The 20,910-nt window shown below is 38.0% G+C and carries 16 protein-coding genes; 9 read left to right on the top strand and 7 right to left on the bottom strand.

All coding sequences use genetic code 11. The annotated features are described in order from the left end of the window. Position 1 precedes the first annotated feature (1 nt). Together AB657_RS11700 and uxaC are read right to left on the bottom strand one after the other, a co-directional pair. Entirely contained in the window at positions 2-991 is a 990-nt protein-coding gene (locus tag AB657_RS11700) for a TRAP transporter substrate-binding protein (RefSeq protein WP_047247966.1), read from the bottom strand. Between the two features lie 165 nt (positions 992-1,156). Then, on the bottom strand, positions 1,157-2,575 hold the full coding sequence (gene uxaC / locus AB657_RS11695) for a glucuronate isomerase (RefSeq protein ID WP_047246646.1): 1,419 nt from the start codon (positions 2,573-2,575) through the stop codon (positions 1,157-1,159). 596 nt (positions 2,576-3,171) lie between these two features. On the opposite strand from uxaC, the gene AB657_RS11690 reads away from it, so the two are divergent. The 3 genes from AB657_RS11690 to AB657_RS11680 all read left to right on the top strand — a co-directional run bounded on the left by AB657_RS11690 (position 3,172) and on the right by AB657_RS11680 (position 5,474). Continuing rightward, positions 3,172-3,555 (top strand): hypothetical protein, encoded by a 384-nt coding sequence (locus AB657_RS11690; protein WP_047246645.1) that lies wholly within the window; start codon positions 3,172-3,174, stop codon positions 3,553-3,555. Positions 3,556-3,681: 126 nt separating this feature from the next. After that, positions 3,682-4,716, top strand: a complete 1,035-nt coding sequence (locus AB657_RS17720) for a sensor histidine kinase (protein ID WP_052958695.1) — start codon at positions 3,682-3,684, stop codon at positions 4,714-4,716. Then, a complete protein-coding gene (locus tag AB657_RS11680) occupies positions 4,713-5,474 on the top strand; it encodes a LytR/AlgR family response regulator transcription factor (protein ID WP_047246644.1) in 762 nt (253 codons plus the stop codon). Before AB657_RS17720 ends, AB657_RS11680 begins: the two co-directional genes overlap by 4 nt. A 125-nt stretch (positions 5,475-5,599) precedes the next feature. On the opposite strand, the gene AB657_RS11675 is transcribed toward AB657_RS11680, so the two are convergent. The 4 genes from AB657_RS11675 to AB657_RS11660 form a co-directional block, all read right to left on the bottom strand. Further along, the gene (locus AB657_RS11675) at positions 5,600-6,205 is read right to left on the bottom strand and encodes an SIMPL domain-containing protein (protein ID WP_047246643.1); all 606 of its coding nucleotides are present in this window, start codon (positions 6,203-6,205) and stop codon (positions 5,600-5,602) included. A 27-nt stretch (positions 6,206-6,232) separates the two neighbouring features. Continuing rightward, positions 6,233-6,655: a hypothetical protein gene (locus AB657_RS11670; RefSeq protein ID WP_047247964.1), complete on the bottom strand. Its 423-nt coding sequence runs from the start codon at positions 6,653-6,655 to the stop codon at positions 6,233-6,235. 98 nt (positions 6,656-6,753) lie between these two features. Then, positions 6,754-7,398, bottom strand: coding sequence for a response regulator transcription factor (locus AB657_RS11665; protein WP_047246642.1), 645 nt, complete (start codon positions 7,396-7,398; stop codon positions 6,754-6,756). Continuing rightward, positions 7,385-9,058 (bottom strand): tetratricopeptide repeat-containing sensor histidine kinase, encoded by a 1,674-nt coding sequence (locus AB657_RS11660; RefSeq protein WP_157491709.1) that lies wholly within the window; start codon positions 9,056-9,058, stop codon positions 7,385-7,387. Before AB657_RS11660 ends, AB657_RS11665 begins: the two co-directional genes overlap by 14 nt. A 573-nt stretch (positions 9,059-9,631) precedes the next feature. On the opposite strand from AB657_RS11660, the gene AB657_RS11655 reads away from it, so the two are divergent. Together AB657_RS11655 and scpA are read left to right on the top strand one after the other, a co-directional pair. Beyond that, positions 9,632-11,011, top strand: coding sequence for a methylmalonyl-CoA mutase subunit beta (locus tag AB657_RS11655; RefSeq protein ID WP_047246641.1), 1,380 nt, complete (start codon positions 9,632-9,634; stop codon positions 11,009-11,011). Then, a complete protein-coding gene (gene scpA, locus AB657_RS11650) occupies positions 11,004-13,154 on the top strand; it encodes a methylmalonyl-CoA mutase (protein WP_047246640.1) in 2,151 nt (716 codons plus the stop codon). Before AB657_RS11655 ends, scpA begins: the two co-directional genes overlap by 8 nt. Before the next feature lie 69 nt (positions 13,155-13,223). Here the strand turns inward: scpA and AB657_RS11645 are convergent, their stop codons facing one another. After that, positions 13,224-14,465, bottom strand: a complete 1,242-nt coding sequence (locus tag AB657_RS11645) for an MFS transporter (RefSeq protein WP_047246639.1) — start codon at positions 14,463-14,465, stop codon at positions 13,224-13,226. A 233-nt stretch (positions 14,466-14,698) separates the two neighbouring features. Between AB657_RS11645 and AB657_RS11640 the strand changes: the two genes are divergently transcribed. From AB657_RS11640 to AB657_RS11625, 4 genes are all read left to right on the top strand, one after another. After that, positions 14,699-15,280, top strand: a complete 582-nt coding sequence (locus AB657_RS11640; protein WP_052958762.1) for a RidA family protein — start codon at positions 14,699-14,701, stop codon at positions 15,278-15,280. A gap of 322 nt (positions 15,281-15,602) precedes the next feature. After that, positions 15,603-16,241, top strand: a complete 639-nt coding sequence (locus AB657_RS11635; RefSeq protein ID WP_047246638.1) for an RNA polymerase sigma factor — start codon at positions 15,603-15,605, stop codon at positions 16,239-16,241. A gap of 124 nt (positions 16,242-16,365) precedes the next feature. Beyond that, on the top strand, positions 16,366-17,430 hold the full coding sequence (locus tag AB657_RS11630; RefSeq protein ID WP_047246637.1) for a FecR family protein: 1,065 nt from the start codon (positions 16,366-16,368) through the stop codon (positions 17,428-17,430). A gap of 135 nt (positions 17,431-17,565) precedes the next feature. Then, complete coding sequence (locus AB657_RS11625; protein ID WP_047246636.1) at positions 17,566-20,901, top strand: SusC/RagA family TonB-linked outer membrane protein; 3,336 nt, start codon at positions 17,566-17,568, stop codon at positions 20,899-20,901. The last annotated feature ends 9 nt before the right edge of the window (positions 20,902-20,910 follow it).

Here is a 20,910-nt window from a genome sequence, read left to right as displayed (position 1 = left end):
CTTATTGGTTAGTTGGTTTTGTATCTTGTATTTGTTTGATCAAAGGGTAGATATCTGTGTCATCTTTGTACGATTCATAGATTTCTTCCACTTTATCCGCAAATGCCTTTTTCTCGGGTCTTATAATTTGTACCCCCGCTTTTTCTACTTCCCTCAGTGCTTCTGCTTCTGCCTCGGCCCATAATATTCGTTGGTATTTTACCGATTCTTTTACCGATTCTTTCAACCAAGCTTGTTCTTGTTCGGTTAATTTGTTCCAAGCATAGGTACCTATTAATAAGGCGTCTGGCAAAACGGTATGTTCATCTAACGAATAGTATTTGCATATCTCGTAGTGTCTAGATAGGTAAAAACTGGGAGGGTTGTTCTCGGCGCCATCTACTACACCTTGTTGTAGAGAGGTATATAGTTCTCCCCAAGAAATTGGAGTAGGAGACCCGCCCAATGCTTTTACCATGTTTACCGCAGTGGCACTTTCCATGACCCTTATTTTTTGTCCTTTTAGGTCCGAGGGTTTAAGAATGGGCTTTTTCATGGTATAGAAGCTTCGGCTGCCCGCATCATAGAACCCCAAACCTTTTAGCCAGTATTTTTCACCTTCGTTTAAAAGTGCTTCTCCTATAGGGCCATCTAAAACATCAAAAGAATGTTGGCGATCTCTAAACAAGAAAGGTAGGCCCAGTACTTTTGTTTTTGGAGCAAAGTTTTCTAAAACGCCTACAGATACTTTGGTCATGTCTAAACTTCCGATTTGTAAAAGCTCTAAACATTCTCTTTCCGTACCTAATTGTTGACTGGGGTAGATTTCAAGTTTTAACCGACCTCCAGAACGTTCAAAAAGATCTTCGCCCATTTTTACCATAGCTTTATGTACAGAATGGCTTACATCAAGACCATGCCCTAAGCGTAGGATCTTGACATCTGAGTGCGTTGAACACCCCATGATGAAGATGAAAAGGGACAACAAGGGGAATACCATGGTATTTTTCATAATAGTTGCGTATTGACCAAGTTTGTTGATAAACACCATGCGGCACTATGGGCCATATTGGAATTAATGGGTCGGGTATATTCTACAAATCTCTTCGTTGCCAATATGGGTATGGTTTTTCTGTACGTTGTTACTTTCTTCATGGTCGGTTATATGGTTGGTCTGTTAAAAATTGAAATATTCTTTGGCATTGTTGTAGCAGATATCTTGAACGATCTTACCTACTAGATCAAAATCTTTTGGTATTTCACCTTTCAACATTTCTTTTCCGAAGAGGTTGCAAAGTATTCTTCTAAAATATTCATGTCTAGGATAGGATAAAAAGCTTCTAGAGTCGGTCAACATTCCTATAAAACAACTTATGAGCCCCATATTGGAAAGTGCGTTCATCTGTTTGGTCATACCATCTTTTTGGTCTAAAAACCACCAGCCGGAGCCAAATTGTATTTTGCCCTTGGTGCTACCGTCGTTGAAATTGCCGATCATAGAGGCCAATACCTCGTTATCGGAAGGGTTTAGGTTATAGAGAATCGTTTTGGTCAGTTTATCTTTTGAATCCAACCTATTTAAAAACCGAGAAAGCGTATAGGCCTGTGGGTAATCTCCAATAGAGTCCCATCCGGTATCAGGACCCAACAAACGGTGCATTCTTTCATTGTTGTTTCTTAGTGCGCCCAAATGAAATTGTTGTATCCAGTTACGGCTATGATATTGTTCGCATAAATATAACAGAAGGGCCGTTTGAAATTTCTCTTCCTCTGCTATCGTAACTACTTTATGGGTCCTTCTGTTTTGAAATATGGTTTCTATTTCAGCATCCGTATAGACTCTGTATGGAATGTTGCTTAAACCGTGATCGGATAACTTACACCCATTGGCATCAAAATAATCCAATCTTTTAGAGAGTGCATCACAGAGCGATTTGTAGGTGGTAATTTCTACACCACTGGCTTCCGCTAATTTATCTAGATATGAATTGTAGTTCTCGTCGCCGATTAATAGGGCTTTATCGGGCCTGAACGATGTACTTATTTTTACCCCAAATCCATTTTTTGCAATATGTTGATGATGTACCAGATCATCGATAGGGTCTTCGGTGGTGCACACCACCTTGACATTCATTTTTTTTATCAGATTCTGGCAACTATATGCGGTGGTTTGCAGTTTTGTGGTAGCTTCGGTATAAATATCATTCGCTGTAGAGGTATTCAGCAATACATCTATGTCAAAGTATCGTTTTAGCTCTAAATGTGTCCAATGATATAGTGGGTTTCTCAGGGTATAGGGCACTGTTTTTGCCCATTGCCCAAATTTTTCATGGTCGGGGGCCGTACCGGTAATATACTTTTCTTCGATTCCGAAGGTACGCATGGCCCTCCATTTGTAATGATCTCCGTTGATCCATATTTGTGTAAGGTTGTCGAATATGCGATTCTCCGCTATTTCTTTTGGCGGAAGGTGGCAATGGTAATCGATAATGGGCATTGTAGCGGCAAATTCATGATAAAGTCTTTGCGAAAAGTTATTTTCCAGCAGATAGTCTTCATGAATAAATTTTTCTGTATTCGGAGTCGATGTGTTCATTGATTTTCGGTTGTAATCGGCATTTTATTTTCTTTCAACGATATAGCGGTCGTACATTGGTAGGCTGGCTAGATACATCTTTTTTTACGGACCGTTTTGTGGTTTACAAACTATATGTCTCATTTGGGTTTCATTAGCGCTGGTATGTACTAGGTGAGATGTGTATATGTGTTGTAGGTATATCATTCTAATTTTATGTAATCGATTGCGTTATTGTAAATTAATTTGAACGATTGTCAATTAAATGGTTTTTCTGATGAAATATATTGTATAAAACTAATTATTTTTTGTTTGTTCTGTAATTTACAAGATTACGGGCTGTAATTAGAAATTATATTTGTTACAGGTATCACAGGTTTTATGATTTGTTATTGTTACTTGTTGGTAATTAGGTGAATAGGTTGTGGATTGTTTCTTTGTGCCGTTGGTAGTTGTCCTATTTAACAACCCAAGGTGATTTATGTTTATTTCAGTTATGGAATGGGTTGGTTGGAGTTGGTTTTCAGTCATTTCACATAATTAGTGCCATCTGCAAGAGAAGTGTTGGCCTACATTTGTCCTCAAATAATATTTAATAAAATCAAATAGTATATATCATGAAAAAAATAACAGGCCTATTGGGAATAGGATTATTGGGCGCATTGCTAATTTCCTTTACCGGATTTGACAAAACATCGAACAAAGAAGATCATGGAAGCGTAGATTTTCTTGAGGAAATACATAACCCTTTTGCAGAGGGCTTAAGAATGGAAATGGAATCTGCCAACATGAAGGCCGATGATCTCGTGTTGGTAGAAGAGGAAGAAGAAATTGTTTTAGGTTTTGACACGGCCGATTATTTACCTTTTGGGTTTAATGCGTACAAGGGTATGGAGGTGGATCCAGACGATATTATAGTATTAGAGGAAGAAGAGGAAGTAGAGTTGGGTTTTGACGTAGCCCCTTATCTACCCGAGAACTTTGATGCATTTGCCAAGTAAAAGAATCCAAGGCTTATTTTCTTTACAGGTCTTTAATTTACTGAAGGCCTGTGATAGAAAAGGATTTTTGTAAAAATCACCAACTAAAATTGACGTAAATTTGAGATACTGCCAAAGAACAATCCAATGATGATAAAACAGGTAAAACATACCCAGATAATAAGGGTAGCTCTATTATTGGCACTTCTTATATCCTTACCTAGAACCATTTATCTATATAATATGATAACGGAGGGAGCCATTGATTTCTCTGGTAAATGGGTTGTTGATTTTTTATACAGGTATGTTCTTTTTTTCTTCTTTTCTTGGGTAATATTGGAGCTGAACACAAACGTAGGATACTTAAAATTTAAAGGATCGCACATTGCAAGAATGGTGTTAATGCTTGTTGCCGATATTGTTGTTCTCATATTGTTTTTAAAATTGTTCGGTCACTTTTTCTACTATGTCATGGGAATAGAAATGGATTCTAAAGAAAGAGGATTTACCAAGTTTAATTACATTTTTTTCTTGATAGTACTGTTCTTTATTGCCCGTGTTCTTAGGTTACAGGTAGACCAACAAGAGAGTAGAATAGAAAACGAAAGGCTAAAGCAGCAAAACCTGCAGAATGAGCTTAACGCCTTAAAAAACCAAATAGACCCCCATTTTTTGTTCAATTCGTTGAACTCGTTGACATCATTGATAAGAGATAATAAAACGGCGACACAGTTCGTGAAAAAATTGTCTTATATGTATCGCTATATACTGCAGAGCGGTGATTCTGATTTGGTAAGTATTCGTGAAGAACTTAAATATTTGGATAGCTATGCCTATTTAATGGAAACCAGGTATCGGGATCGGTTGCATATAGATGTAAACATAAATGAACATTGCCTAGAAGAGAAAGTACCACCTATGGCACTGCAATTATTGGTGGAAAATGCGGTAAAACACAATGAGATTTCAGGATCTAATCCATTGACTGTAAATATTTTTGATAAGAATGGGTCTCTTTTTGTAGAAAATGTAATAAGACCTAGGACCAACCTGGCGGACGGTACAAAGAACGGACTGGCAAACCTGCAAAAACGGTACGAGATTTTACTAAAAGAAAAGTTGACCGTGCGAACCGTAGATAATGTTTTCAGTGTAGAACTTCCTTTAACCAAAGAATTATGAAAGTTGTAATCGTGGAAGATGAACTTGCGGCCAGTGACAACCTTGCCTATTTACTTCAGGGGGTAGATAGCGATATAGAGGTTGTTGATGTGTTGGATTCCGTTAAAAGTGCAGTGGAGTATTTTAAAAAACCATACGAAGCAGAATTGATTTTTATGGACATTCACTTGGCGGACGGTATTTCTTTTGAAATATTCGAAAAAGTCAATATAACCACTCCCGTTATTTTTACGACCGCCTATGATCAATATGCCCTGAGAGCTTTTAAAGTAAACAGTATAGATTATTTATTGAAACCCATAGACGAAGATGAACTGAAAGACGCTTTAAATAAACTTAAAAGCCATGTAAAAGAGCCCGTGATCGCCGAGAATCAGATTAAGGGTTTACTCAGTTTGATAAACAGAAAAGTAAAAAACTACAAAACAACTTTTTTGGTAGGGCACCGTGATCAATTAATTCCTTTGAAAGTAGCTGATATCGCTTATTTTAAAATAGATACCGGTGTCGTAAAGGGGATTGCCCTAAGTGGTCAATCTTATGTGGTGGACGGTAAGCTCGAAGAGATTGAAGAAGAATTAGATCCAGAGAAATTTTATAGGGTGAACAGGCAATTTATCATTAGAAAAGATGTCATAGAAAACATCAATTATTACTTTAACGGAAAATTGATCGTAAACGTAAGGCCAGAGGCCGATGAGCGCATTGTGGTAAGTAAGGCCAAGGCAACAGATTTTAAAAACTGGGTAAATTCGTAAAGATCATTGTGGTAGATCTAGAAAGATGGGTATGAGAACAGATAAACTGTTTTTATATTGCGAAAAAATACCCGACCATCCATAGAGGAATAAGTCGGGTACCTTAACAAACCAACCAACTAAGTTTATTTTGTTCCGTAGGTTACAGATAGGGTTAAATAATCTCCAGAATCATTGTAATAGCTGGTCCATACATCGGTTAACGGCAAGTTTTCCGAAATAGAGACAATATCACCCAAGCTTTGCCCTGTTAATTCACAAAGTTTTAGGGCTTTTGCCTTTGCATCTGCCAAGGCTGTTTTTAGTAATGAGTCCATTGTTTTTTGGTCTATCGTAGTTTTAAACAGGTATTGGTGTACCACACCGTTCATCTTTACGGACAATAATTTTTTTGCAATATCTTCAGAAGAGGTTTCAAACTCTAACACCGTACCTTCTTTTTGATATCCAGAGGTAAGAAATTCCATTTCTTTCTCCACAAAGTTTTCAGGGTCGATACCGACTTTTTTCAAAGCTTCGAAATACTTGTCCTTAAATTCTTGTAGCGACTTAATTTGTGGGTCCGAATAATACAATTGATCCATGTTCAAGGTAGCTTTTACCTTGTGGGTAGATACGTTTCTTTCTACTTGGGCCATACCTGTAACAGAAACTGTTTTTTGAAGATCTTTGTTCTGTGCATTTACGGCGGTAGCACCTATAACGGCACACAAAATGATAAATTTTTTCATGATTTTGATATTTTATTGTTTTAAAAATTAAAGGGTAAAAAGAAAAGAGGCAACTATCATCCATCCACCTACAACAAGACCTAAGATGCCTAATTTACCTTGTTTTGGGGCAATTTTGCTTCTTAATTCGGCGGCTTTTTCTTGTGCTTCGGTGTTTTTTGACATAAAGAGTTTGTTTATAAGTCCAAAGCCTAGCATAAAACCTAAAGTTGCCTGTACAAGGCTTCCTGCGGCTAAGGTAATCCACCAAATGGGAGCTGTTGTCAACCAGCCGATATTTAAGATGGCGGTAATAATGCCCCATATGCCAAGAATACAGAAAATTAGGCCTATCCATCCTTGGTAGGGTTCAATTTTTTCCAATAGCTCTTTTGCGTTCGGTTTTTTTGAAAGTACTAATGATGGTACTGCTATGATACTTAACAATACTAAGGTAATTCCGTTGATCATAATTTTGGTTTTAAATATTTTACGGTGTAAAAGTATTGTGGTAAAATGCCATAAACAGCCCATTATTCCGTAGAAATTACTCCCTGAAAACAGGGGTATTATTCTACCAAGCCTAATTTAATGGCGTATTTTGTAAGCCCGGCAAGGTTTCGGACCCCTAGCTTTGAGATGAGGTTTTTACGATAACTTTCAATGGTGTGTTTACTTAAAAATAGCTCATCGGCAATTTCTTGGGTCGTAAATTCCTGTGCTATTAATTTTAAGACTTCTTTTTCTCGTTTCGATAACGAATCTTCCATGTTTTTTTCATTCGAGAACATGCCTTTCAAGTACACGTCCTTTATGGATTGGGAAAAATATTTATCGCCTTTTAAAATGGTTTCAATAGCCAATAAAAGCTCATCTTTTTCGGCATTTTTTGGTATGTAGCCATCTACATTGTCTTTTGTCAATGTTTGTACGCTTTTAGTGTCGTGTAACATACTTACCACCAAGGTCTTTATGCTTGGGTGGTTCTTTTTGATATAACTGTTTAGTTCTATACCGCTAAATTCTGGCATGTTTATATCGGTTATAACAAGGTCGATTTCGTCATCCTTATTAATATCAAGATACTTGGCTACATTTTTACCGTTATTGGCGGTCAATATAATTTCATACGTTTCTTTATGTGCCAAAATACTCATTAGGCCGTCCAAAAACATCTTATGGTCGTCTGCAATGATTATCTTATACTTTCTCATCGATATCTTTTATGGGTATGGTTATGGTAAAGGCAGAACCTCTTCCGGGTGTGCTATCTAGAACGATGTTTCCGTGCAATTGTTTTATTCTGGTGTTAATATTGGTAATGCCGATTCCTTCATGGCTCTTTTTCATATCAAACCCTATTCCATCGTCCTCAAATAACAATTGAAGTGTATTGTTATAAAAACCTAGGTGTAGTTCTATAGAGGTCGCATTTGCATGTTTTAAGGTGTTGGTGGTCAATTCTTGTATAGTTTGATAGAGTTCCACTTTGATCTTTTCGGACAATCCGTTTATTTTTTCTTCCGGATGGGCAGAAAAGGCAATACTTAAATTAGAACTGGTTTTGATTTTTTCAAGATAATCGGTAAGTAACATGGTAAACGCATTTTCGTTGAATTTCTTGGGAATTAGGTTATGCGATATTTCACGAACCAGTTCGTAGGTCTCGTTTACCTGTTTCATGATGCCAACTTGGGTATCGTTGGGTTTTTCGACGTTTGATAATTGTAACTTTATGCCAGCTAGGTTACCACCAATACTATCATGTAATTGTTGGGCAATTCTTGAGCGTTCTTCTTGCTGCGCGCTCAATGCGGTTTTTGCTATTTTTAACTCTTGCTCGTTTAGCAAAGAAGTTATTTTTCTATTGTTTAGTTCTTGCTGTTTGGCCGCCAATAGGCTTTGTGCCTGTAGTTTCTGATAATAAACGTATAACAAGGTGATAATAGGAATTAGAAGAACAAGAAAACCATATAGAACGGCCTTTTTAATGGTTTTTTGACGTTCTATTTCATTTTGTTTCGCCAATTGGGTTCTTTTAAGTTCTACTATTTCCTTTTCTTTTTGCAGTGTCTTATACTTGTATTCCAGGTCCTTTATGGTTTTTAAGTTCTGGTTTTCCAGTATTTCTTCGGAAATGGAATTGTAACGGGTCATTAAATTATAGGCGTTCTTATAATCGCCTTTGGCAACATATACATTTCTTAGGCCCTGGATTATACTTTTTTGTAGTTCTAGACGATTCCAGTTTATAGCATTTGCATATGCCATTGACAAGACCATTTCCGCCGTTTCAAACTCACCAAGCTCACTGTAGGCGTCTCCATAATTTAATACGGCATTGGTGTATAGCCCATAATATTGTTTTTCCATGCTGGCCCTCATTACATGTTCAAAATTTACCAATGCCTTGTCATATTTTTTACGGTTAAGAAAAATAGCTCCCTCATTTAATTCGATCTTAAGTAAAAGCCTGTCCATTGATGGTTTTTGGGCCAATGATCTTGCCTTTTCATAATAAGATAACGATAGATCGTAATCCTCATATTCCATGGTCGCCAGTACCCCCAAAAGGTAATAGGCATTTGCCTTGATCTCTTCATTGACGGTTTCTTGAACACATTTTTCAAAAATGTTCTTGGCACTGGTGTATTCCCTTTTTCTTAAATATACCTTTCCTAGGCCGAGCCTCAGCCAAATGACCTCTTTAGAGGTAAGGGCAAGAGAGTCAGAAACGGTAATACCTTCTAAATACTGCTTTAGGGCCTCATCGTCGAACCCTGTTATGAATTTGCCATCGCCCAACAACTTTTTCATTCTTAGAATGTGTAACAGACTATCTTTTAAGTTGCTGCCATTTAAGACGCTATCCATTTTATTTCCGTAAAAATTTACAGAATCCGCATTACCGTGTTTAGCGTATTGTTCACCTATTATATAATATAAGTGAAGTCTTTCATTGTCGGTTTTTGTCTGTTTTAAACGGGTGTACAATGAATCGGGAATCGTTTTTGGAATATGCCCAAAGGCTGTTATCCTTATCTCTTCTTGAGCAAAAACATAGAAACAAGAAAACAGCAGGACTAAAAATAGACATGCGTTTTTTATGAACGGAGACAGAGGCTTTATGAGGCTCCGATTACAGAAAATATGATAGGATGTTTTAATTGACAATATGCTAAGATTTATTTAGGTCAAAAATAAGGCATTTATAACCTCGGTAACACCCTGTTTACAGGGAGCCTTTTTCTTGTTGATACAGAGATGGGTATATTTTATTGGTTAATGAAATTATATTCGACAGCTCGTTATGGTAAACGTTTTTAAGTATGACAAATAACAACACTGATCTTATTGTATCTTTGATATGCGGCTGTCTAAAAATATCCCATATATATTTTTAGCATTGTTCAAGTTGTCTTTTGAATACAAAATTTATGGCTTAAGATGAAAAACGATACCCTTTTTAATGAGTTTCCTGAAATTTCTGCGAAGGCATGGAAACAAAATATTCAATTTCAATTAAAAGGTGCTGATTATAACAAAACATTGGTTTGGGAGTCTCCCGAAGGTATTAAGGTAAAGCCCTTTTACCATAGTGATGATGTTGCTGGAGATACAGGAAATGGCCCAGTTATAAACCATACTTGGACTATTGGCCAAACAATTTATGCCGGCAATGCCGAGCATGCGAACAAGAATGCGATACAAGAATTGAACAGAGGTGCTGAAGCACTCTTGTTTACCGTACCCACAGAGAAGATTCAGGTGCAGTCTCTTTTTAAAAATCTGGATACGGAAAAAAATACCATGTATTTCGATTTTCGATTTTTATCCGGTGACTATATTAGTTCTATCGTGGCCTTGCCCCGTTACAAGGAGAGTAAAATGTTTTTTAATGTAGATATCATTGGTAATTTGGCACGATCGGGCAATTGGTATTTTAATCTTACAAAAGACCATGAAATATTGAATGGTCTACTGCGGGGTTCTGGTGAAAATATTTTGAGTGTTGATGTTTCGTTATATGAAAATGCAGGTGCCAATATAACCCAGCAATTGGGCTATGCCATGGCTCATGCCAATGAGTATTTGAACCATTTGTCTGAAAATGGCCTTTTGGGGCAATTAAAGAATATCACTTTCAATTGTGCTATAGGGGGTAATTACTTTTTTGAGATAGCAAAATTTAGGGCATTGCGCCTGTTGTGGAAAACATTGGCCGAGGAGTATGGGGCAGACATAGATTGCCATATTACTGCTTTTCCGTCCAAGAGAAACAAGACTCTTTACGACTATAATACCAATATGTTGCGCACAACTACCGAATGTATGTCGGCCGTTTTAGGTGGAGCCAATACCATATTTAATCTACCGTATGATGCCATCTATCATAAAGACAACGAATTTTCTAAACGTATTTCTCTAAATCAGTTACTACTGTTAAAAGAGGAAAGTTATTTTGATAAAGTCTCTAATGTAGCCGATGGGGCCTATTATATCGAAAATATAACCGGACAGCTTGCAGAAAAGGGGTTGCAATTATTTAAATCTATTGAAAAGGGAGGTGGTTTTTTAAAACAATTAAAAACACATACCATACAACAAAAGATAAAGGAATCGGCGCAAAAACAACAGAATAGATTCGATGCCCAAGATGAGGTGCTGGTAGGAACCAACAAATACATAAACGAATCTGACAAAATGAAAAATGATCTTGAGCTTTATCCTTTTGTTAAGCACAAACCTAGAAAAACGTTGATAGAGCCAATTATGGAGCGTAGATTGGCGGAAGCTATAGAACAAAAAAGAATTGGAAATGAGTAGGAAGGATATTCAGCATATTCATATAAAGAAAACCAATGGTCGTCTTGGCAATGGCAATGTTGAAACGGACGAAACTTTTGTGACGGCCGAAGGGATCGCATTAAAAAAGAACTATACCGATCAAGATATTGGGGGGGTGGAACATTTAGGTTTTTCGGCTGGCATGCCTCCCTTTTTGCGCGGGCCATACGCCACCATGTATGTTCAACGACCATGGACGATTCGCCAATATGCAGGTTTTTCCACTGCCGAAGAAAGCAATGCTTTTTACCGAAGAAACCTGGCGGCCGGCCAAAAAGGACTGTCTGTTGCATTTGACCTCCCTACCCATCGAGGATATGATAGTGATCACGAGAGGGTTGTCGGCGATGTTGGAAAAGCAGGTGTCGCCATAGATTCGGTAGAGGATATGAAGATACTTTTTGATGGTATTCCATTGGATAAAATGTCGGTGTCCATGACCATGAACGGTGCTGTTATACCGATACTGGCATTCTTTATAGTTGCGGCGGAAGAGCAGAATGTTTCCAAAGAAAAATTAATGGGAACCATTCAAAATGATATACTTAAAGAATTTATGGTGCGTAATACCTATATCTATCCTCCAAAACCTTCCATGCAATTGGTAGCGGATATTTTTGAGTATACCAGTAAATATATGCCCAAGTTTAATAGTATAAGTATATCGGGGTACCATATGCACGAAGCGGGTGCACCGGCACATCTAGAGTTGGCCTATACCTTGGCAGATGGTTTGGAGTATATTAGAACAGGTTTAAGTGCCGGACTCAAAATAGATGATTTTGCTCCAAGGCTATCTTTCTTTTGGGGTATAGGTATGAACCATTTTATGGAAATTGCCAAAATGAGGGCGGCCCGAATGCTATGGGCAAAATTGGTAAAACAATTTGATCCGCAGAACCCTAAGTCCTTAATGTTACGAACACACTGCCAAACAAGTGGTTGGAGCCTAACGGAACAAGACCCGTTTAATAATGTGGCACGCACTACAATAGAAGCCGCCGCCGCGGTATTCGGAGGTACCCAAAGTTTGCATACCAATGCATTGGACGAAGCTATTGCCTTGCCAACGGATTTTTCGGCCAGAATTGCCAGGGAAACACAGATATTTCTTCAAGAAGAAACTAAAATAACCAAAACGGTAGACCCATGGGCGGGCAGCTACTATGTAGAAAAGCTAACGGATGAATTGGCCCATAAAGCCTGGGAGTTAATAGAGGAAGTAGAGGAATTAGGAGGCATGACCAAAGCTATAGAGGCAGGTATTCCCAAAATGAAAATAGAAGAGGCGGCAGCAAAGAAACAAGCGAGAATAGATGGTGGTAGGGATACTATCGTGGGGGTAAACAAGTATGCTTTAGCCCAACAAGACGATCTGAGTATTCTGGAGGTGGACAATGAAAAAGTTCGAAAAAAACAATTAGATCAGTTGGCCAGACTTAAGAAAAACAGAAATAAAGAAGCCGTTGACCAAGCGTTGAAAAATATTGCTACAGCTGCAGAGCTAAGATTAAATGGAAATAAAGAGGCCGACAATTTATTAGCTTTAGCGGTAGAAGCTGCAAAAGTCCGGGCTACCTTGGGCGAAATAAGCGATGCGTTGGAAGAGGCTTTTGGTCGGCACAAAGCAATAACAAATACTATTACAGGCGTGTATTCTAAAGAAATTAGTAAAGATGACAGCTTTAAGAAAGCAAAGGGGTTAGCCGATCGTCTTGCAGAACAAGAAGGGCGGAGGCCGCGAATCATGATTGCAAAAATGGGGCAAGATGGGCATGACCGTGGGGCAAAGGTAGTGGCTACCGCTTATGCAGACTTGGGTTTTGATGTAGATATAGGTCCATTGTTTCAAACCCCACAAGAGGTGGCCAAACAAGCCGTTGAGAACGATGTGCATGTTTTAGGAGTTTCATCGTTGGCTGCAGGCCACAAAACATTGGTGCCGGCAGTGATCAAAGAATTGGAGAAATATGGCAGAGACGATATTATGGTAATAGTAGGTGGTGTGGTACCTAAACAAGATTATCCGTTTCTTATAGAAAAAGGGGTGACGGCCATATATGGGCCAGGTACTAAAATTAGTGAAGCGGCCATTGAAATTTTAGAGATTTTGATGGATTGACAAGAGGTTTCAATAAGCAAAAAAAAGGATCGCCTTGAGCGATCCTTTTTTTGCTTGTGGAGATGCAATTTATGCTGCCGCCACTTCTTTTGATTTTTTGTTTTTCATCCAAAAATATAGAAAGGTAAAAAGCACGATCAATATAATTGGAAAGATGGTGATGGTCCGCATTGTTTCTTGGCCTGCGACCAACTCCAACTCATCACCGGTTAATCCTCTGGCGGCTACGGCCTCTAAATCGTTATCTATCCATCTTCCCGTAATAGGTTGAAAAATGGTTTGCGAAAACATCCCTACAGCTCCTATGATAGACATGCCCAAAGCACCACTCTTAGGAATTTTATCGGCAACAAAACCAATCATATTCGGCCAAAAATAAGCAACCCCAAGAGCAAAGAATACAGCAGCTACATAGGCCATGGCCCCTGTTTGCGTACTAAATAAATAGATGCCTACCGTCGCCAGTACGGCAGATCCTAAAAGAACGCCCGTTTGGTCGAACCTTTTGACCATATTTCCACCAAAATACCTGGCAACGGCCATAATACCCGTTACCAATGCCAATATCAACATGGGTTGTGCACCGCTTTTAGAAAGAATTATACTGGACCATTGTTGTGGAATAAATTCTGATGCGGCCGTTAAAGACATACAGATAATCATAAATATGAAAAGCGGAGAGATCATGGCTTTTAAATTACCACTTAAAGTTGCCCCTTCCTCTACCTTGGCCTTAGGCCAAGATTGTCCGAAGAAAAGATAGCCGTAGATGATAGTTGGTACCAAGATGATCCAAATTTGGGTTTCCCAACCTAGTCCCGCATCCGTCATAAATTTAGAGACCAAACTTCCTATAACGATACCTCCAGGAAACCACATGTGAAATTTGTTCAGCATGGTACTCATACGTGTGCCCTGGTATGCATCTGCAATCATGGGGTTACAGGCAGCTTCTGTACAGCCGTTGCCCAACCCGATCAATAAGGTAGATATTAAAAGCCCGATATAGCTTCCAGAATATATGGTCAATATGATTCCTACGGCATGGGCAAAAAATGCAAATTGCATAATTGCCTTGCCACCTACTTTGTGGTAGATGAGTCCCCCAATGACCATAGATATCGGAAAACCTAGAAACCACATAGAGTTGATGAAGCCCAATTGTTCGGCGGTTAAACTTAATTCTTCGCCAAGTTGGGGTAAAATACCGGCTCTTATACTAAAGGAAAAAGCGGTGGTAATAAGCGCAAAACAGCTGGCATAAAATAACCTGTTCGCGTTAACAGTTGATGTCGAAGTTGAACTCTCCATATTTTGTTGGTTTTGTTGTTATGTTTTTGGTTAATATGCTAAACTAACAAAAATGAAATAATATCAACACTTTTTTAATAAAATCGTACTTTGATTACAATTTTGTGTAAAAAATATGCTGTTTGTCTATTTTTTGGTGTTATTTGTGAAATTTCAGGCAGGTATTTTGGGGATACCAAGTTGATAATGAGTTGTTAAGTAACTTTTAATATACCATACAGACCACTATGAAAATGTTCGGTAAAAAAATTATTTATGGTTTTATAAGCTTTGCGATTTTAAGTTGTACGGACCTAGAAAGAAAAATCGAGGAAAAGGAAACAAACAACAAAGTTCTTTCCAATATAAATTACAACCCAGAGGCCAATGTAGCCGAATTGGGAATTACGTTCAGGAATCCGGGAAATCCTGTAGCAAACTATGTGCATGCCGTACAAAGCGGCAATTTATTGTTTCTTTCCGGTAAAGGACCAAAACAGGCCAATGGAGAAAATGTTGTTGGTAAGTTGGGGGCGGACCTAACTATAGAGGAAGGGTATGCCGCTGCACGCGAGGCGGCAATAAATCAATTATCGGTGCTAAAGACCGAATTGGGCGATTTAAGAAGGGTAAAAAGAATCATAAAAGTAAAAGGGATGGTAAATGCCATTCCAGAATTTAAGGATCATTCAAAAGTGATCAATGGATATTCCGATTTAATGGTCGCTGTTTTTGGAGAAAACGGAAAGCATACGCGAGCAGCGGTAGGTATGGGGTCTTTGCCGGGTAATATGGCGGTTGAGGTAGAAATGGTCGTGGAGCTTTGGGAAGATTAGGCGTGTTTGTTTACACAATATTTTATCTTTTAGGAGCAGATTTAATGGAGCTCTTTTTTTATCTTAGATTAAAATTAATTAATCTACCGGGTGTGTGCGATAGAGGCAAAGGTTTTTTTGGTCGTTCGTCTATTGCCCCCTTTGTTTTATGAGACTTTACATTAAACGCAATATATGTATGGTATTTTTATTTAATACGTAAAATGACATACCTAAATAATACAATATCGCAATAGTTACTTTTTTTTGTCTATAAAATGAAAATAGAACGCTTAAAATAAAGAGTCGGGTCATATATGTAAACCAAAAATAACCAAGACATATGCAAGAGCGTGGTGAAAGGGCGTTGGAATCCAATACTAGTTTTAATGCTGATCATGGGTATAGCACTACTAATGGGGAAAGTAAACTGAGGATAGTAAAAACTTCTGAAAAGGCTATTTGGAATAATCTGAAGAAGGGTGATGAAGGAGCTTTGGGAGAATTGTATAATTTACATGTAGAAGACCTTTTTTCTTATGGTATTCGTCATTCACAGGATAGAAATTATGTAATGGACTGCATACATGATGTTTTCCTTGACCTCTACAAATACAAGAAGAGTATACCGGCTTTAGAGGATGGTAAATACTACCTTTTTAAATGTTTAAAGCGAAAAATAAACAAGAAGTACCAACATAGAATAGTGGTCTTGTCCGAAGAAAACGACTACCTTTTAAAAGACAGCCTTAAGAACCACATCAAATCTCACGAGGATACCATAATAAGGGCCGAACGAAAAACGGAAAAGAACGAAAAACTTTCGGCCGTCTTAGATACCCTGACCCAAAAACAAAGAAGGGGTATATATCTTAGGTTCAATCAAGAGAAGAGCTATGAGGAAATTTCCGAAATAATGGGAGTAACCGTGCAAACGGCCAGAACAATCGTCTACAGGGCTCTCAAGGCGTTACGTTCATAGAATCAGAGTTTTTTTAATAAATACAACAACAAATACTGTCTATATAATGTGCGAATGCTGCTTTATATGTGTAAGAAGATTAGACAAGTATAGTCCCAAATTAATATAGAAGATCAAACAAATAATGAAGGATAAAAGATCGGATAGAAAAATAAAATATTTGCCAATTACATTTTCAGAAAAGAAAGACTTGGAAAATAGGATACTTAATTCGGTACAAAAATATAAGTACAGAAAAAGAAGAGTCAGGTTTTTGGCTGCCTTTGCCGCATCGTTATTATTCTTGGGCGGTATCGGGTTTTATTTTAATCGGTCTACCTCTCAGCCTATGTCCATTACAGATTATGTAAACTCCAATGTTTCCGGCCATGATGGAAATACCGATAAGGTGACATTGATTCTTGGTAAGGAAAACGAAATAAAGATTGATGAGGATGGTGCTATGGTAACCTATTCTAACACTGGCCAGGATATTTCGGTAGGGTCGACCAAGACCATTAGCCAAAAAACGAGGATAGAAGATGAGCCAGTTTACAATACACTATTGGTGCCTTATGGTAAAAAGTTGAAAACCAAGCTTTCTGATAATAGCGTAGTATGGTTAAACTCGGGCTCAAAGTTGGTTTATCCGGCAAAATTCAGTGATGATAAAAGAGAGGTTTATATAGAGGGAGAAGCCATTTTTGAAGTGGCCCATAACAAAGAAAAACCATTTTATGTGGTTTCTGGAAACCAACGGATAAAAGTATTGGGTACCGTATTCGGGGTTACTAATTACCAAGACGAAGGTTCTATAAATACAGTGCTTAAAAGCGGTAGTGTAGAAATTAGTTATCTGGGCAATTCTGAAACGTCGGAACCGATGGACAAATTTAGGATTACCCCCGGTACCAAGGCCAGTTACGATAAAAACACCAAAAGTATTATCTCTGAAAAGGTGGACGTGGAGTCGTATTTTTCTTGGAGGGAAGGTTATTTGATATTTAAACAAGATGACCTAAGACATATAATAAAAAAGATATCCAGATACTATAACCTGAACATTGTGGGTATCGAAAAAATATCGTCCGATGAGACGTTCTCGGGATATTTGGATTTGAACGAGGATATTAAGAAAGTAATGGAAAGTATAAAAGAAAGTTCAGTTATAGATTACGAGCTTTCCGAAAACGAAATAATAATCTATTAACAAAAACCCACTATATGAAGTAAAAAGTAAATTATTTGAATTAGTAAAAAAAGCCAGAAGGTGTTCCAGCATCTTCTGGCAATTAAAACAACATTGCTGTGGTGAACAGCAACATTCTATAACCAAAACAAAAGTATGAAAAAAACCTTAAGTACGGCCATATTGGTCATTATGAGAACATTTTTGCTATTTATTGGTATTGGGCTCACGTCTGTTTATGGTAATATTATTTTGGCTCAAAATGAGGTCCAAATAAATGTTAGGAATATTACTATTGAAGAATTTTTTGAGGAAATTCAAAATAAGAGTGATTTTGTCTTTTTCTATAACGATGATGTTCTTAAGACCAAGAAGAAAATTTCGTTAAAGTTAAAGAAGGCTAAAGTGTCTACGATTCTCGATAGGGCACTTTCAAATACGAGTTTAACCTACAAGATCATTGGCAAGCAAATAATTGTCAAGGAAAGAAAAGACGAATCTGACAATACCCCAAAAGAAGAAGAGGTAAAAGTCGTACAACAAACCATTACGGGTGTTGTATCTGATGAATCGGGGATGCCGCTTCCTGGGGTGAACGTAGTCGTGCAAGGAACCACCACTGGAACACAGTCCGATTTTGATGGAAACTATGCCATTAATGCAGGGGATGATGATGTATTGGTATTCTCATATTTAGGGATGGTTACCCAGAAAGTTAATGTTAATGGCAAAACTAGCATTAATGTAACATTAAAAGAAGATGTAGCCGCTTTGGATGAGGTTGTGGTAGTGGCATATGGTACTCAGACAAAGGAGTCCGTTACAGGATCTGTCGGAGTCGTAAAAAGTGAAGAACTAGAGCAAGTGCCGACTTCGAGTTTTGAACAGTCTCTTAGGGGTAATGTAGCGGGATTACAGGCATCTGCCTCCGATGGTGCTCCTGGTGCCAATACCCAAATTAGAATTAGGGGTATTGGGTCTATCAATGCCTCTAGTGAGCCATTATATGTGATAGATGGTATTCCTTTGCAATCAGGTAGTCAGGCGCTCAATGATAATGATGGAGCCAGTTCAAATATTATGGCTTCCATAAACCCAAACGATATAGAAAGTATAAGTGTGCTAAAAGATGCAGCCTCTACTGCAATTTATGGTTCCAGGGGAGCAAACGGTGTTATTTTGATTACTACCAAAAAAGGTAAGTCTGGTAAAGCTACTATAGAATTAAAAACACTTACTGGCTTTAACTCACAAGCTTCAAAGAATATACTAAAACCCTTAAATGCAGCTCAGTATAAAGAATTGTTTATAGAAGGGTACATGAATCAGGGAGATACTTATGAAGAGGCTGTAGACCGACTAAATTCCAGATACACCCAACAAATAGACCCATCAACAGGTGAACCTACCGATACCAATTGGTTGGATGCCATTACGCGCACCGGTGTTACCCAAAGCTACGACTTAAGCGTAAATGGTTCAAAAGACAATTTAAAATACTTTATGTCTGCCGGGTACATGGATCAAGAAGGATATATTATTGGTTATGGCTTTAAAAGATATAGTACCCGTGCCAACCTAGAGTACAAAGCAAGTGACTATTTAACCATATCTAACAACATATCAATTTCTGATATTACTTCCAGTACGGCACCTGATGGAGGTTCTTGGAACAACCCATTTAAAAGTACTTTAGAATTATCACCACTTATTCCTATTTATGATGAAGAAGGTGAATATAATGCAGAACATGTAAATTATTTCCCAATCGGTAGTAACCCAGTGGGTAGTTTAAGTGGTGATGATACATGGTTGACCAAGACCACCCGTATTATCGACAACTTTGCTGTTTCGGTTACCCCCGTGAAAGATTTGGTGTTTAAGACGCAATGGAATTTTGACGTATATAATATTAACGAATCACAATACGATAACCGTCGTTACGGATCTGGATACGATTATAACGGATATGCTTATGAAGGTACGGTTTCCGGAAAAACTTGGGTGGGTACCCAAACGGTGAACTATAATTTAGTTTTAAATAACGATCATTATTTTAATTTCCTTGGTGGTTATGAAGCACAACAGACCATAAAAGAATCTCATTGGGGTTCTGGCACCAATTTCCCAAACGACATAGTTAAAACTTTAAGTAGCGCATCTTCCGAATTTACAGTAGGGGGAACTAAGTCTGAATATACTTTTAGCTCCATGTTTTTAAGGGCCAATTATAATTATGCAAGTAAATATTATTTGTCTGCAAGTATAAGGCGTGATGGGTCTTCAAGATTTGGTTCAGGAAACAGATATGGTACTTTTTATTCTGTTGGAGGTAGTTGGAACATAAACAGAGAGTCTCTGTTCGATGATGTTACTTTTATCGATATGCTTAAATTAAGAAGTTCGTTTGGTGTTACAGGTAACGCGGCCATTGGCGATTTTGCCTCTTTAGGATTGTATACCTACGGAGAGGATTATGACGGCGCGCCAGGTGGTAGTCCTTTACAATTAGAAAACTCCGATCTTACTTGGGAAACGCAAGAGAACTTTAACGTTGGCTTGGACTTTGGTTTGTTCAACAGGATAAACGGTACTGTTGAATATTTTAAAAGAGTTTCTTCCGACCTTATTTTAGATGTGCCTATTTCCAGAACTACTGGTTTTACGGAACTTACACAAAACTTTGGAGAAATGACCAATTCCGGTTTGGAACTTTCTTTAAATGCCGATGTCATCAATAAGAAAGATTTTAGATGGAGCCTTGGGTTCAATACTACTTTCTTGAAAAACGAAATCACCAAGCTTACAGAAGATTATACCGATGGGGCCTATAGAAGACAGGTAGGTCAAGATTTTCAATCTTTTTATCTGTATGATTGGGCAGGTGTAGACCAAACGAACGGTGATCCACAATGGTACACCGATGAGACTAGAACTACCATAACCAACGATATTGGGGAAGCAGAGCGCTTTTTGGTAGGAAAATCCGCTACTCCTGATTTCTATGGTGGGTTTAACACCGCTGTATCCTATAAAGGAATTAGTCTAAGTGCCAATTTCATGTACTCATATGGTAATTATCTCTTTGATAGTAGGGCCAGAGGAACATTGGGAGATGGTAGGTTGGCACCAAGAAGTACGGCAACTTATTTGTTCGAAAACAGATGGGTAGAAGGAAAAACCGATGCCTTGTTTCCAAAATTCGTTTGGGGAGGGCAATCTGGTAGTAACGAGGCAAACCAGTCAAGATGGCTATATGATGGTAGTTATATCCGTTTAAAAGACTTGACTGTATCTTATAACTTTCCCGAGAAAATCGCATCCCTATTACATATCAGTTCAATGAGAATGTATGCAAGGGGTACCAATATCTTAACATTCACTAAGGATAAGGATCTGTATATAGATCCAGAACAAGCAATAAATGGAAGCTATGTTGGTACCACTCCAGCAATGAAAACAATTTCTTTAGGCTTAGATATTAAATTATAAACTAAAAAA

The sequence above is a fragment of the Maribacter thermophilus genome, assembly GCF_001020565.1.
Taxonomy (GTDB): Bacteria; Bacteroidota; Bacteroidia; order Flavobacteriales; family Flavobacteriaceae; genus Maribacter; species Maribacter thermophilus.
Note: the sequence above shows the minus strand (reverse complement) of the source record. Positions and strands in the feature narration are given on the sequence as shown.